Consider the following 14,327-nt stretch of genomic DNA (forward strand, 5'->3'; position numbering starts at 1 on the left):
CCTGGGGGTCAGTTGTTGTATACCCGGGCCACCACGGAGCGCAGTGGGGCCTCGCGGTTGTTGCTGGAGGCGCGGCTGTTCACTTCATAGAAGAAGGTGCCGTTGCCCAGCATCATCGAGCCGTACTCGGGGTTGATCGACTGGCCGCCGACATTGCCGCTGGGAGCGGCGATCATGTAGCGACTGACACTGGTGGTCTGCGAGGAGGGGGTAACGCCGTTGCCGGTGTAGCCCATGGCGTCGGAGAAGTCCTGGGCATAATCGTTGGCGGTCTTGTTCCAGATGCAGGGCAGGTCATCGGTTGTGGCGTCCGCCGGGCAACGATCGGGCGGCAGCAGCGACTCGCTGAGGGTCTCCTCGGTGTTGCGTAGCGCCGATTCGGCGCTGTTGAACAGGCGCTTCTCCTCGGCCACGCTGCCGGTGATGCGGGCCTCCAGGGCCGACTGGCGGACGCTGGAGATGGCCAGCACGGAGATGACCAGCAGGATGATCAGCGAGACGAACAGGATCGCGCCCTGCTGCGAATGGCGGGATGCATTCATGGCATGAGGTTCCTGAGGGTGATCGAGCCTTGGGCGATCTGGTAGAGCTGCCCGTTGTCGGTGCCGATGCCGGAGTCGGGGTAGCGGGTCTTCCATTGCGTCAGGGTGGCGCTGTCCATGCCCTGGCGGGCATTGACCGAACTCACCATCAGGGCGGCATAGCGCACGGCCCGGATCGGCAGGGTGCCCGGGGAGGTCGTGTAGGTGTTGACCTGGCGTTCATCGGTCTGCGGGCCGACTCCGTATTCGAACTGAATGTCGGCGACGCCTCTTAGGATGGCTTCTGGCTCATCTTCACCCGCTGCACACTTGAGTTCGTTGTCTTCGATGAAGAACTTTTCCATCACAGTCAGCGTGCTGGTGGTGTAGGGCTCGTCGGGAACGGTTGCGTCGGCGGGCTTCGCCCCCAGGCAATTGCGCTCGTCGGGGTCGCGGGGTTCATAGCGGATGCAGATGCCGCTGTCGCTGGCCAGCGTGACAGTCTGGCCCTTGGCGAATGCGCATCCATCCGGGGCTCCGCTGCTTGAGTCTGCCGCCGGGAAACTGGTATCGAACCCGCGGTCGGGCTGGCGCCGGTAGCCGGTCTTGCTCAGTTCCTGGTCGAGCAGCAGGAAGGTGTAGCGGCTGTTTCCCTGATTCTCCGTCTGGGCCTGCTGGAAGACGAAGGTGTTCTTGTTGTCGATGAATATCTGCACTATCCCGATGATCAGGAAACTGCTGACGGTCAGGGCGACCATCAGCTCGATCAGGGACAGGCCTTGCTGGCGCTTCTGCATGCTGGTCCGCCTCAGATTTCCGCTCTTACCCGATAGCGGCAAATGGTCTTGTCGTCGCCGCTGTCCGCCGCATCCATGCACTCGCCGTTCTTCACCCGCCAGGCCACCTGGATTTCGATGGCGCGGCCCGCGCTGCCACAAGTGCCGGCGCTGCTCCCCGCGCGGCAGACGTGCACCTCGGCTGCCAGACCGCTGGCGCCGGGCAGTGTCTCCTGCACGCGGGTCAGCCAGCAGTTGAGCTGCTCGGCGGGGTTGGCGTTGGCGGGGAGCGGCTGGCAGCTTCCCTCCTCGGGAGCCTCCGGGTAGCCGTCGCTACCGGTGAAATACGCCGAGTTCGGGTTGAGGTTGCCGCTGGCGGTATAGACCTGGTCGCGGTTGCTGCGCATGGTCTCCAACATCTCGTTGGCCAGCATGGCGGCGGTGCTGCGCTGCACGGAGTCCTGGGTGTACTGCACTGTGCGTCCTTGCATGGCGACCATGCCCAGCACGCCGATGCAGATCAGCAGCAGGGCGACCAGCACCTCGATCAGGCTGAAGCCGGAGGATTGCCTGCGAACGTCATTCATGATCCGCAACTCCCGAGTGCTTCACCTGCGTCCGACGTGCCGCGAGGCCACAGTCTCACCTGTCCGGCCACGCTGACGGTCAATTGATAGCCGGTGGCGGCATCACCGTCGTTGCAGATGTAGATGTTGGTATTGGCGGAGGCGGTGCCGTTCGGATAGAAGGTCACCGAGGCAGTGGCCGGCAGGATGCTGAGGGTGCTTTGCTGGCTATCCAGTTGGCGAAGGACGGTATTGCCCTGGCTGACTGTCCAGGCTCCGTTGCTGGCTGCTGCGGTGATATCGACATTGCGCGTCACCGCTTCGGCGCGGGCGTATTGCAGCAGGGAGGCGAGTTCGCTGGCGGCGCTCTGAGTCCGGTTGGTCTTGATCAGGTAGCTGAAACTGGGTAGCGCGATGCTGACGAATATCACCAGCAGCGCTACGACGATCATCAACTCGATCAACGTGAACCCCGCCATTTCCTTGGGGCGCGACATGGCGCATTCCTCCAGTTTGTCTTGAAGGAAATGCTGCCAATTTGTGTGGGAAATGTCCCTTTTTGTTGGATGGCCGATACAAATCGCGCGATGTCCGGTCATGTCCGCTGGTCTTCTGTGACCTCGGTCGCAGAGCGGTTGTGCGCTGCTCAGCGTGGGCAGAGGCTGGCGCTGGGGGCGCTTTCGTTGCGGATGCGGCCGCTGCGGTTGATCACGATCCGGTGGGCTGTGGCGTGCTGGGTACAGATCCTGAAATGGCCGGCGTGGAAGGCTCCGTTGGGGCGGATGGCCTGGCCCTGGGGGCGGTAGTGGATGTAGCTGCGGGAGGTTTCGTCCGGGTATATCTGCACGCCTTCCAGGGGTGGGTGGAGGCGCAGCCGGGGTTCGCCGGATTGCTGCTGGCCGTCGTTGTTGTCGTCGTGGAACAGCGCCCAGCCTTTGGCCCAATCGCCTTCGTGGGCCACGACGCTGACCGGGCGGCCGGTCAGTACCGCGGTTTGCCGGGCATGGCTCAGGGCGCCATGCAGGCTGTGCAGGGCGACAAGGGCGCGATTTGACTGGAGCAGGTTGTTGAAGGCCGGTATGGCCAGGCTGGCGAGCAGCGAGAGCAGGAGAATCGAGAGCAATGCTTCCAGCAGGCTGAATCCGCGATTCTTGGGCATGAGGAGCCGTCCCTGGCTTTGCCTTGCTGCCGCAGTATCTTTCTTCTGGTCCGTTATCTGGGCCTTGGGTGTTGTGCGTCGATTCTGTCGAGAGTGTAGGGCGATTCGCTTCGGTGGGGTTGGTATAGTGGCGCGCCGGATGACCGTCCGGTTTCCTGTCGGTTCGAGGTGCAGCGGTATGTCGGATGTTCTGCTTGTCGGTGGTGGCGTTGTTGGGCTGTTGAGCGCCTGGACCCTGGGGCGCGAGGGGCTGCGGGTGACTCTGGTCGAACGTGGCGAGACCGGGCGCGAGGCCTCCTGGGCCGGCGGCGGCATCGTTTCCCCGCTCTACCCCTGGCGCTATAGCCGGGCGGTGGCGAACCTGGCGCACTGGTCGCAGGACTTCTATCCGGCGCTGGGCCAGCAACTGCTGGAGGACACCGGCGTAGACCCCGAGGTGCACGTCACCGGTCTCTACTGGCTGGACCTGGACGACCAGGCCGAGGCGCTGGCCTGGGCCCGCGCCAACGGCCGCCCGCTACAGGAAGTAGACATTTCGGCGGCCCATGATGCCGTCCCCGCGCTGGGGGCCGGTTTCCAGAAAGCGGTCCACATGCCGGGCGTGGCCAATGTGCGCAACCCGCGCCTGGCGCGTTCGCTGCGCGAGGCGCTGCGGCGTATGCCGAACGTCGAGGTGCTTGAGGGTTGCGAGGTCAGCGGTTTCATCCAGGAGCAGGGCTCCATTCGCGGCGTGCGCTGCGCCGCCGGCGAGCTGCGGGCCGATGCGACCGTGCTGGCGGCCGGCGCCTGGAGCGGCGAGTTGCTGGCCAGCCTGGGCCTGGAGCTGCCGGTCGCGCCGGTGAAGGGGCAGATGATTCTCTACAAGTGCGCGGTGGATTTCCTGTCCAGCATGGTGCTGGCCAAGGGGCGCTACGCCATTCCGCGGCGCGACGGCCATATCCTGGTAGGCAGCACCCTGGAGCATGCCGGCTTCGACAAGACGCCCACGGACGAGGCCCTGGCCAGCCTGCGCGCATCCGCCGAGGAATTGCTGCCGGCGCTCGCCGGGCAGGCGCCGGTGGGGCATTGGGCAGGGCTGCGGCCGGGTTCGCCCGAGGGTATTCCCTTCATCGGCCAGGTGTTGGGCTACGAAGGGCTTTGGCTGAACACCGGGCACTACCGCAACGGCCTGGTGTTGGCGCCGGCGTCCTGCCGGTTGCTGGCGGACCTGATGTTGAAGCGCGAGCCGATCATCGAGGCGCAACCCTATGCGCCGGAAGGGCGGTTGGTGGCGACGCCGTTGGCGTAGAGCGTGTGGGGCTGGTTGTTTAAGTGAGGTGTGTTGGTTTGGTCGCGGAGTATCGGCGAAGTCCGTTGCCCTCACCCCAGCCCTCTCCCGGAGGGAGAGGGGGCTGTTTGGAGTGGGTGGGGAGTCCGGAGTCATCCTGAAATGCCTAACCCCACCCCGTCATTTCCGCGAACGCGGGAACCCAGTGACTGCGGGGTTCGCGAGCAAGCTCGCTCCTACGAAGAGCAAAAGCAAAAGCGCGTTTGCTCTTGGACTTCCAGAGAGACGTCCGAGCGCACCGAAACGCCCCTTCAGAAGGCCGAGCGAAACCCGCGCTCAGGAGGTCATGCGACATGGATGTCGCGAGAGCCCCGCGGGCTACAGGGATGTACCCTCGGGGCGGGCCTCCGTGGCGGGGGAGTTCGCGAGGGTAGCCCGGCTTCATCGGGCCCGTATGTTGGGGCAAGCCTTCTTGGTTACTTCTTTGGCGTTTGAAAGAAGTGACTCGCCCGAGGGGGCGAAACAAGAGACATCCGAACACTCGGAGCGGCGCGTCACACCAAGCCCCTAAGCCTCTGGGTTCCCGCGTTCGCGGGAATGACGGGGTTAAGGGTGGAGCGGAGGACAGGATTCGCGCGCGAAGCCCTAGCCCCACCCCATATGAAAAATGCCGTTTCTCTCATGGAGAGAAACGGCATTCGCTCTTCATTAATTAAATAGCATTACGACCATGCCACGGGGCTCAAGCCCCCATGATCAATCGATACCCAGCTTCTTCAAGCGATAGCGCATCGAACGGAACGTCAGACCCAATCGCTGGGCCGCGGCCGTGCGGTTCCAGCGGGTTTCCTCCAGCGCCTGCATGATCAGCTTGCGCTCGATCTCTTCGAGGTAATCCTCGAGATTGTCGATCTGCGCCAGGCTGGCCTCGCCGCTTTCGCCGCCGCCGGTGGCCTCGGCGAAACGCAGGTCCTGGGGCTGGATGACATCGTCCTCGCACAGGGTGTAGGCGCGCTCGAGCATGTTCTCCAGCTCGCGCACGTTGCCCGGGAAACGGTAGCTCTTGAGCTTCTCCAGGGCTTCGGGGCTGACCTGTGCCGCGGCCAGGCCGCTGTCGCTGGCCAGGCGCTTGAGCACGCGCTCGGTGAGCAACGGGATGTCCTCGCGGCGCTCGCGCAGCGGCGGCACGCGCAGTTCGATGACGTTCAGGCGGTAGTAGAGGTCCTGGCGGAAGCGGCCGGCGGCGACTTCCGCGGCCAGGTCCTTGTGGGTGGCGCAGAGCACGCGCACGTCCACCGCCACTTCCTGCTGGCCGCCCACTGCGCGCACGGCCTTTTCCTGGATGGCGCGCAGCAGTTTCACCTGCATCGGCAACGGTAGGTCGGCCACCTCGTCGAGGAACAGAGTGCCGCCGTTGGCGGCCTGGAACAGGCCCTGCTTGTCTTCCACGGCGCCGGTGAAGCTGCCTTTCTTGTGCCCGAAGAATTCGCTTTCCATCAGCTCGGACGGAATGGCGCCGCAGTTCACCGGGACGAAGGCCACTTCGCTGCGCGGGCCCTGTTCGTGGATCAGCCGGGCCACCAGCTCCTTGCCGCTGCCGGATTCGCCGCTGATGTAGACCGGCGCCTGGCTGCGCGCCAGCTTGGCGATCTGGTTGCGCATCTGCCGCATGGGCGGCGAGTCGCCCAGCAGGCGGTTGTCCACCGGCGCGTCTTCCGCACCCGGCGAGCGCAGGCGCAGGGCCGTGGCCACCAGTTCGCGCAGGCGGCCGAGGTCCACCGGCTTGGTGAGGAAGTCGAAGGCGCCAGCCTTGAGCGCGTTGACCGCGGTGTCCAGGCTGCCGAAGGCGGTGATCATGGCCACCGGCACCTGCGGGTGGCGCTGCTGGATGTGCTGCACCAGGTCCATGCCGGTGCCGTCGGGCAGGCGCATGTCGGTCAGGCACAGGTCGAAGGGCTCGCGGGCCAGGTATTCCTTGGCCTCCTTGACGTTGCGGGCGCTGCGGGTGTCCAGCTTCATGCGGCCGAGGGTGATCTCCAGCAGCTCGCGGATATCCGGTTCGTCGTCGACGATCAGGGCTTTTTGCCGGCTCATGCTCTTTTCTGTCAGCTCTGCTTGCGCGGGTGGGCGAAGGTGATGCGGAAGCTGCCACCGCCTTCGTCGCGGTTCTTGAAGTCGATGCGGGCCTGGTTGCTTTCGCACAGCTCGCGGGAAATGTACAGGCCCAGCCCGGTGCCCTTGCTCTCGGTGGTGAAGAAGGGTTCGAACAGCTTGCCCAGCTGCTCCGGGGCGATGCCGGGGCCGTCGTCGAGCACCTCCAGCACCGGCAGGTCGCTGTCCCGGTCGCGGAACAGGTTCAACCACACCTGGCCGCTGCCGTTCTGCCGGGCACTGTACCGTAACCCATTCTGCACCAGGTTACCCAGCACCTGGGTGAGTTGGCTGGGGTCCATGCGCGTCTGGATCTCGCCGCTGCCCAGTTGCAGGTGGATCTGCTGGTCGCCGCGCAGGCCTTCGCGCTGCTCGTCGGTGAAGCGCTGCAGCCACTCCTTGAGGTCCAGCTGTTGCGGCTCGGCCTGGCGCCGCCGCGACAATTGCAGGACGTTCTCGATCACCAGGTTCATGCGCCGCGACTGGTCCTGGATGATCTGCGTCAGGCGCCGGTCGGGGGCGTCGAGCGCTTCGGACTCCTGCAGCAGCTGCGCGGCGTGGCTGATGGCGCCCAGCGGGTTGCGGATCTCGTGGGCGATGCCGGCGGTCAGCCGGCCCAGGGCCGCCAGCTTGAGCTGCTGGGCCTGCTGGGCGATCTGTGAGATGTCCTCGAGGAATACCAGGGTGTGCTGTTCCTCGCCGCGGCGCAGCGGGATGAAGCTCGGCTGCAGCATGGGGCCGCCTTCGGGCGCCTGCAGGCTGGGCGGGCGCAGCGAGGGGTTGCGTTCCCACTGCTGCAGGCTGTCGAGCAGCTCCGGGCAATGCTCGGTGGCGAGCTTGCCCGCCAGTTCCGGCTGGGCCAGCAGGCCCAGGGCGCTCTGGTTGGCCAGCAGCACTCGGTGCCGGCTGTCCAGCACCAGGATGCCGGTGCGCATGCGCTGCAGGATGAGGGCGTTGAGTTCTTCGAGGTTGGCCACGGTGGTGGCGCGTTCCTCGGCCAGGTGCTCGGTGAGTTGCTGGCGCCGCGCCAGGCCCTGCAGCAGCAGCGCGGCGGCGAAGCTCAGGGCGCCGAGGCTGCCGGCCTGGACGTAGTGGTTGATCGCCGTGGGCTGGCTGAGGCTGAGGTAGAAGGTCAGGTAGATCATGCCGATCGCGGCGACGGCGGCGATCAGCAGGCCGATGCGCCCGCGCAGCAGGATGTTGGCGATGCCCACCGCCACCACCAGCAGGTTGCCGATGCCGCTGGGCACGCCGCCGGCGGCGTAGAACAGGCCGCACAGCGCGAGGATGTCGAACAGCGCCAGGAGGAAGATCGGCAGCAACTGGCGCGGCGTCGGCATCAGCACGGCGATCAGGATGTTGACGATCAGGTAGCTCCAGCAACTGGCATGGAACAGCGCCGACTGGCCGACGTTGAGCACCCGGTCGTCGAGGTCGCTGGAAATCAGCAGCACCAGCAGCAGGCCGATGCTCAGGCGGTACAGGTGGTACAGGCGGAGGATGCGCTGCCCCTGCTGGCCGCTGATGGGGATGGCCTTAGCCATGCCGCTGGCTGTCCTGCTGCAGATGGGCCTGGCTGCAGTACCAGCGCTGCTCGTGCTGCAGCGCGTTGGCGCGCGGCACGTGCACGCCGCACTGGGCGCAGCGGACCATGGGCTCGGCCGGGTCGTCCGGCGGCGCCTGGGGCGGGCGTTGCGGGCGGGTAGCCTTGCGCCACAGCCACCAGATCAGGGCGATGAGGAGGATCCAGAACAGCAGGCGGACCATGGCGTTCCCTTTTTTCTCGAAGAGCCGCAGTTTATCCGAGCCACCACGGCGTACAAGTCGCGCTGTCCGCTACTGTGCGGAAGATTCGCGCGGGCATGAAAAAGGGAGGCCGGAGCCTCCCTCTGCATGGCGGGTCGATCAGTCGACCAGGCCGAAGGTCAGGTAGTGCCACCAGGAGTGGCTCTTCTTGCCGCTGGTGTCGGGCTTCTCGGTTTCCTCGTCCTGGTGCTCCGGCTGCAGCTCGCGCGGGATCTGCTGGCGCGCGTCCTCGTACTGGCGCATCACGTCCTTGCTCGCCTGGGTTTCCATCTGCGGCGGCGCGGTGTTGGAGTCGATCAAGCCGAGGGTGGCCTTGGCCAGCCAGGAGCGGCTGCTGTCGTCGTCCTCGCGGGGTACGAACTGGCCGTCCTTCAGGCTGGGGTTGTCCGGGTAGTTGAGCTTGAGGGTCTGCAGGCTGCTGTCGGCCAGGTCGTTCAGGCCCAGGCGCTGGTAGGCCTCGGTCATGATCGCCAGGCCATCGCCGACGGCCGGGGTCTCCTGGAAGTTCTCCACCACGTAGCGGCCACGGTTGGCGGCGGCCACGTAGGCCTTGCGCTTGAGGTAGTAGTGGCCGACGTGCACTTCGTAGGCCGCCAGCAGGTTGCGCAGGTAGACCATGCGCGCCTTGGCGTCCGGGGCGTAGCGGCTGTTGGGGAAGCGGCTGGTGAGCTGGGCGAACTCGTTGAAGGAGTCGCGCGCCGCGCCCGGGTCGCGCTTGGTCAGGTCCAGCGGCAGGAAGCGCGCCATCAGGCCGCGGTCCTGGTCGAAGGAGGCCAGACCCTTCATGTAGTAGGCGTAGTCGACGTTCGGGTGCTGCGGGTGCAGGCGGATGAAGCGCTCTGCCGCCGAACGCGCGGCTTCCGGCTCGGCGTTCTTGTAGTTGGCGTAGATCAGCTCCAGCTGCGCCTGCTCGGCGTAGCGGCCGAACGGGTAGCGGGACTCCAGCGCCTTCAGCTTGTTGATGGCGTTGGTGTAGCTGTTGTTGCCGAGGTCTTCCTGCGCCTGCTGGTACAGCTGGCTCTCGCTCAGGTTCTCGTCGACCTTGTCGCCCTTGGACGAGCAGGCGGAGACCAAGACGAGGGTGGCGATCAGCAGCAGGTGTTTCACTTGCATGGCGGCTTGCGTCCCTGGACGGTCGGCTGTCGCGGCCGCATCCGTCTGTTATGATTGGCGCCCCAGGCGAACCCCTGGGACAAAGGCCCCGTATTTAACCACAGCGTGCCGCCCACCAAAAGGTGGCGCGCCCACTGCGTCCCATCATGTCCGATCTCATCCAACTGGCGGCAGAAGTGCCGTTCGACCTGGGAGGCCAACGCCTCGACCAGGTCGCCGCACAACTCTTCCCCGAACACTCCCGCTCGCGCCTGGCCGGCTGGATCAAGGACGGCCACCTGACCGTCGACGGCGCCGTGCTGCGCCCGAAGGACGTCGTCCACGCCGGCTCGCGCCTGGCGCTGGAGGTGCAACTGGAGGCCCAGGGCGAGTGGAAGGCCCAGGACATCGAGCTGGACATCGTCTACGAAGACGAGCACATCCTGGTGATCGACAAGCCCGCGGGGCTGGTGGTCCACCCGGCCGCCGGGCACCAGGACGGCACCCTGCTCAACGCCCTGCTGCACCACGTGCCGCACCTGGCCAACGTGCCGCGTGCCGGCATCGTGCACCGCCTGGACAAGGACACCACCGGCCTGATGGTGGTGGCCAAGACCCTCGAAGCTCACACCAATCTGGTTGCCCAACTGCAGGCGCGCTCGGTGAGCCGTATCTACGAGGCCATCGTGGTCGGAGTGATAGTCGCCGGCGGCAAGGTCGATGCGCCCATCAGCCGCCACGGCGTGATGCGCCAGAAGATGGCGGTGGTGCCCACCGGCAAGCAGGCGATCAGCCATTACCGGGTGCTGGAGCGTTTCCGCTCGCACACCCACACCCGGGTGAAGCTGGAGACCGGCCGCACCCACCAGATCCGCGTACATATGTCGCACATCGGCTTCCCGCTGGTGGGCGACCCGGTCTACGGCGGGCGCTTCCGCATTCCGCCGGGAGCCAGCCCGACCCTGGTCGAGTCGCTACGCGACTTCCCGCGCCAGGCGCTGCACGCGCGCTTCCTCGAACTGGACCACCCGGCCACCGGCGTGCGCATGAAGTGGGAGTCGCCGCTGCCTGACGACTTCACCTGGCTGCTCAGCCTGCTGCGCCAGGACAACGAGTCCTTCGTATGACCTCGCCCTGGCTCATCCCCGACTGGCCGGCGCCGGCCAACGTGCGCGCCTGCGTCAGCACCCGCGCCGGCGGGGTGAGCCAGGCGCCGTTCGACAGCTTCAACCTCGGCGACCACGTCGGCGACGATCCGGCCGCGGTGGCCGAGAACCGCCGCCGCCTGGAGCAGGCGCAGGGCTGTCGGCCGGCCTGGCTGAGCCAGGTGCACGGCATCGAGGTGGTGGAAGCCGACCCGTCCCGCGTCGCTACTGCCGACGCCAACTGGAGCGCCACGCCGGGCATCGCCTGCGCGGTGCTCACCGCCGATTGCCTGCCGGCGCTGTTCTGCGACCGCGCCGGCACCCGCGTTGCGGCGGCCCACGCCGGCTGGCGCGGGCTGGCCGGCGGCGTGCTGGAAGCCACGTTGGACAAGCTGGCGGTGCCAGCCGATGAAGTGCTGGTCTGGCTCGGCCCGGCCATCGGCCCGCAGGCCTTCGAGGTCGGCCCGGAAGTCCGTGAAGCCTTCCTCGCCGACCACGCCGAGGCCGAGGCGGCCTTCGTGCCCAGCATGAATGCCGGCCGCTACATGGCCGACATCTACCAGCTCGCACGTATCCGCCTGGCCGCGCGGGGTGTGACCGCCGTCTACGGTGGGGGGCTGTGCACCTTCAGCGACACCGAGCGTTTCTATTCCTACCGCCGCAACCCGCGCACCGGGCGCCAGGCCAGCCTGGTCTGGTTGGCCTGACTCTGTAGCTCCCGATCTTCGTAGGAGCGAGCTTGCTCGCGAACAGGTTCCGCAGCCCCGTAGGATGGGTTGAGCCTGCGAAACCCATGCGGTCGTGGTGATGGGTATCGCTTCGCTCAACCCATCCTACGAAGAGCGCCTCGGCGCAGTCGGCAATACCCTTCCCCTGCATTCGGATGCCTATGCCGTGGTGGCCTTGCGCCGGCACGAACTGACCGGTGTCATGGCGAATTGGCTTGAAGCGGCCAAAATCGTCCCTATCTAACTGGCATCCCGGCGGGTTGTTTCTTCATCAGGGGCAGGTATCGCCCCGACCCGCTATCTAGAAGGAAGGACGAACTCCATGCGAATCGACCGTTTGACCAGCAAGCTGCAACTGGCGCTGTCCGATGCCCAGTCCCTGGCCGTTGGCCACGATCACCCGGCCATCGAGCCGGTGCACCTGCTTTGCGCCCTGATCGACCAGCAGGGCGGCTCCATCAAGCCCCTGTTGATGCAGGTCGGCTTCGATATCCCGGCCCTGCGCACTGCCCTGAATAAAGAGCTGGACGCGCTGCCGAAGATCCAGAATCCCACCGGCGACGTGAACCTCTCGCAGGACCTGGCGCGCCTGCTCAACCAGGCCGACCGCCTGGCCCAGCAGAAGGGCGACCAGTTCATTTCCAGCGAACTGGTGCTGCTCGCCGCCCTGGACGACAACGCCAAGCTCGGCAAGCTGCTGCTCGGCCAGGGCGTGAGCAAGAAGGCCCTGGAGAACGCGGTGAACAACCTGCGCGGCGGCGAGGCGGTCAACGACCCCAATGCCGAGGAGTCGCGCCAGGCCCTGGACAAGTACACCGTGGACATGACCAAGCGCGCCGAGGACGGCAAGCTCGACCCGGTGATTGGCCGTGACGACGAGATCCGCCGCACCATCCAGGTCCTGCAGCGGCGCACCAAGAACAACCCGGTGCTGATCGGCGAGCCTGGTGTGGGCAAGACTGCCATCGTCGAAGGCCTGGCCCAGCGCATCGTCAACGGCGAAGTACCCGACGGCCTCAAGGACAAGCGCCTGCTGGCCCTGGACATGGGCGCGCTGATCGCCGGCGCCAAGTTCCGCGGCGAGTTCGAGGAGCGCCTGAAGGCGGTGCTCAACGAGCTGTCCAAGCAGGAAGGGCGGATCATCCTGTTCATCGACGAACTGCACACCATGGTCGGCGCCGGCAAGGCCGAGGGCGCGATGGACGCCGGCAACATGCTCAAGCCGGCCCTGGCCCGCGGCGAGCTGCACTGCGTCGGCGCCACCACCCTGGACGAATACCGCCAGTACATCGAGAAGGACGCGGCCCTGGAGCGGCGCTTCCAGAAGGTGCTGGTGGACGAGCCCAGCGAGGAAGACACCATCGCCATCCTGCGTGGCCTCAAGGAGCGCTACGAGGTGCACCACGGGGTGACCATCACCGACGGCGCCATCATCGCCGCGGCCAAGTTGTCGCACCGCTACATCACCGACCGCCAGTTGCCGGACAAGGCCATCGACCTGATCGACGAGGCCGCCAGCCGCATCCGCATGGAGATCGACTCCAAGCCGGAGGAGCTGGACCGCCTGGACCGCCGGCTGATCCAGTTGAAGATCGAGCGCGAGGCGCTGAAGAAGGAAGACGACGAGGCCACCAAGAAGCGCCTGGCCAAGCTGGAAGAAGACATCGCCAAGCTCGAACGCGAATACGCCGACCTGGAAGAGATCTGGAAGTCGGAGAAGGCCGAGGTGCAAGGCTCGGCGCAGATCCAGCAGAAGATCGAGCAGGCCAGGACCGAGCTGGAACTGGCCCGCCGCAAGGGCGATCTGAACCGCATGGCCGAGCTGCAGTACGGGGTTATCCCGGACCTTGAGCGCAGCCTGCAGATGGTCGACCAGCACGGCAAGGCGGAGAACCAGCTGCTGCGCAACAAGGTGACCGACGAGGAGATCGCCGAGGTCGTGTCCAAGTGGACCGGCATCCCGGTGTCGAAGATGCTCGAAGGCGAGCGCGAGAAGCTGCTGCGCATGGAAGACGAGCTGCACAAGCGCGTCATCGGCCAGCACGAAGCGGTGGTGGCCGTGGCCAACGCCGTGCGCCGCTCCCGCGCCGGCCTGGCCGATCCGAACCGGCCCAGCGGTTCCTTCCTGTTCCTCGGCCCGACCGGGGTGGGCAAGACCGAGCTGTGCAAGGCCCTGGCCGAATTCCTCTTCGACACCGAAGAGGCGCTGGTGCGCATCGACATGTCGGAGTTCATGGAAAAACACTCGGTGGCCCGCCTGATCGGCGCCCCGCCGGGCTACGTCGGCTATGAGGAAGGCGGCTACCTGACCGAAGCCGTGCGCCGCAAGCCGTACTCGGTGGTGCTGCTGGACGAGGTGGAGAAAGCCCACCCGGACGTCTTCAACATCCTCCTGCAGGTGCTCGAAGACGGTCGCCTGACCGACAGCCATGGCCGCACCGTGGACTTCCGCAACACTGTGGTGGTGATGACCTCCAACCTCGGTTCGGCGCAGATCCAGGAACTGGTCGGCGACCAGGAGGCCCAGCGCGCGGCGGTGATGGACGCGGTGAACGCGCACTTCCGTCCGGAGTTCATCAACCGTATCGACGAGGTGGTGGTGTTCGAACCGCTGGCCCGCGAGCAGATCGCCGGCATCGCCGAGATCCAGATGGGCCGCCTGCGCAAGCGCCTGGCCGAACGCGAGCTGAGCCTGGAACTGAGCACGGAGGCGATGGACAAGCTGATCGCCGTCGGCTTCGACCCGGTGTACGGCGCGCGGCCGCTGAAGCGGGCGATCCAGCGCTGGATCGAGAACCCGCTGGCGCAGCTGATCCTGGCCGGCAAGTTCCTTCCCGGGGCGAAGATCCATGCCAAGGTGGAGGGCGACGAGATCGTGTTTGCCTGATCTTGGTGCCTATAGAAAAGCCCCGCGTTGCGGGGCTTTTTCTTTTTTGCTTTTGTTTTTTGCTTTTGTAGGAGCGAGCTTGCTCGCGAACAGCGTTCTGCTGGTCAGGTTCGGTGCATATCCTGAAGAACGCCCTCTCCCTAACCCTCTCCCTGAAGGGAGAGGGGACCGTTGGGCAGGGTTCGGTGCTGTGGCGTTAGCCGGCTATCACGGCAATACCCGACTGAAA

The 14,327-nt window shown here is 66.1% G+C and carries 14 protein-coding genes; 5 read left to right on the plus strand and 9 right to left on the minus strand.

The window, feature by feature from the left end; all coding sequences use genetic code 11:
* Positions 1–8: 8 nt before the first annotated feature.
* The 5 genes from ACTWJ5_RS05085 to ACTWJ5_RS05105 all read right to left on the minus strand — a co-directional run bounded on the left by ACTWJ5_RS05085 (position 9) and on the right by ACTWJ5_RS05105 (position 3,022).
* Positions 9–542: a pilus assembly PilX family protein gene (locus ACTWJ5_RS05085; protein ID WP_181925953.1), complete on the minus strand. Its 534-nt coding sequence runs from the start codon at positions 540–542 to the stop codon at positions 9–11.
* Positions 539–1,318, minus strand: a complete 780-nt coding sequence (locus tag ACTWJ5_RS05090; RefSeq protein ID WP_116422683.1) for a PilW family protein — start codon at positions 1,316–1,318, stop codon at positions 539–541. The genes ACTWJ5_RS05085 and ACTWJ5_RS05090 overlap by 4 nt, the downstream gene beginning before the upstream one ends.
* Before the next feature lie 11 nt (positions 1,319–1,329).
* A complete protein-coding gene (pilV, locus tag ACTWJ5_RS05095) occupies positions 1,330–1,884 on the minus strand; it encodes a type IV pilus modification protein PilV (RefSeq protein ID WP_061560710.1) in 555 nt (184 codons plus the stop codon).
* Positions 1,881–2,360 carry a GspH/FimT family pseudopilin gene (locus ACTWJ5_RS05100; protein WP_253390057.1) on the minus strand — a complete coding sequence of 160 codons (480 nt, stop codon included), beginning with the start codon at positions 2,358–2,360 and terminating at the stop codon, positions 1,881–1,883. Before ACTWJ5_RS05100 ends, pilV begins: the two co-directional genes overlap by 4 nt.
* Positions 2,361–2,509: 149 nt before the next feature.
* Complete coding sequence (locus ACTWJ5_RS05105; RefSeq protein WP_253390058.1) at positions 2,510–3,022, minus strand: GspH/FimT family protein; 513 nt, start codon at positions 3,020–3,022, stop codon at positions 2,510–2,512.
* A gap of 178 nt (positions 3,023–3,200) precedes the next feature.
* Between ACTWJ5_RS05105 and thiO the strand changes: the two genes are divergently transcribed.
* Positions 3,201–4,310: a glycine oxidase ThiO gene (thiO, locus tag ACTWJ5_RS05110; protein ID WP_444437617.1), complete on the plus strand. Its 1,110-nt coding sequence runs from the start codon at positions 3,201–3,203 to the stop codon at positions 4,308–4,310.
* A gap of 735 nt (positions 4,311–5,045) precedes the next feature.
* Here the strand turns inward: thiO and ACTWJ5_RS05115 are convergent.
* From ACTWJ5_RS05115 to ACTWJ5_RS05130, 4 genes are all read right to left on the minus strand, one after another.
* Positions 5,046–6,383, minus strand: a complete 1,338-nt coding sequence (locus ACTWJ5_RS05115; RefSeq protein WP_256514291.1) for a sigma-54-dependent transcriptional regulator — start codon at positions 6,381–6,383, stop codon at positions 5,046–5,048.
* Between the two features lie 11 nt (positions 6,384–6,394).
* The gene (locus ACTWJ5_RS05120) at positions 6,395–7,984 is read right to left on the minus strand and encodes a sensor histidine kinase (protein WP_444437619.1); all 1,590 of its coding nucleotides are present in this window, start codon (positions 7,982–7,984) and stop codon (positions 6,395–6,397) included.
* A complete protein-coding gene (locus ACTWJ5_RS05125) occupies positions 7,977–8,207 on the minus strand; it encodes a PP0621 family protein (protein ID WP_009617584.1) in 231 nt (76 codons plus the stop codon). Before ACTWJ5_RS05125 ends, ACTWJ5_RS05120 begins: the two co-directional genes overlap by 8 nt.
* 138 nt (positions 8,208–8,345) lie before the next feature.
* The gene (locus ACTWJ5_RS05130; protein ID WP_074977475.1) at positions 8,346–9,359 is read right to left on the minus strand and encodes an outer membrane protein assembly factor BamD; all 1,014 of its coding nucleotides are present in this window, start codon (positions 9,357–9,359) and stop codon (positions 8,346–8,348) included.
* A 146-nt stretch (positions 9,360–9,505) separates the two neighbouring features.
* Here ACTWJ5_RS05130 and rluD point away from each other — a divergent pair, with 146 nt between their 5' ends.
* The 4 genes from rluD to clpB all read left to right on the plus strand — a co-directional run bounded on the left by rluD (position 9,506) and on the right by clpB (position 14,098).
* A complete protein-coding gene (gene rluD, locus ACTWJ5_RS05135) occupies positions 9,506–10,465 on the plus strand; it encodes a 23S rRNA pseudouridine(1911/1915/1917) synthase RluD (RefSeq protein WP_116422678.1) in 960 nt (319 codons plus the stop codon).
* Positions 10,462–11,190 (plus strand): peptidoglycan editing factor PgeF, encoded by a 729-nt coding sequence (gene pgeF / locus ACTWJ5_RS05140; protein WP_444437622.1) that lies wholly within the window; start codon positions 10,462–10,464, stop codon positions 11,188–11,190. The genes rluD and pgeF overlap by 4 nt, the downstream gene beginning before the upstream one ends.
* Before the next feature lie 100 nt (positions 11,191–11,290).
* Positions 11,291–11,455 carry a hypothetical protein gene (locus ACTWJ5_RS05145; RefSeq protein WP_444437624.1) on the plus strand — a complete coding sequence of 55 codons (165 nt, stop codon included), beginning with the start codon at positions 11,291–11,293 and terminating at the stop codon, positions 11,453–11,455.
* 78 nt (positions 11,456–11,533) lie between these two features.
* Positions 11,534–14,098: an ATP-dependent chaperone ClpB gene (gene clpB / locus ACTWJ5_RS05150; protein ID WP_253390065.1), complete on the plus strand. Its 2,565-nt coding sequence runs from the start codon at positions 11,534–11,536 to the stop codon at positions 14,096–14,098.
* The last annotated feature ends 229 nt before the right edge of the window (positions 14,099–14,327 follow it).

It is taken from the genome of Pseudomonas sp. A6, assembly GCF_052367875.1.
GTDB lineage: Bacteria > Pseudomonadota > Gammaproteobacteria > Pseudomonadales > Pseudomonadaceae > Pseudomonas > Pseudomonas citronellolis.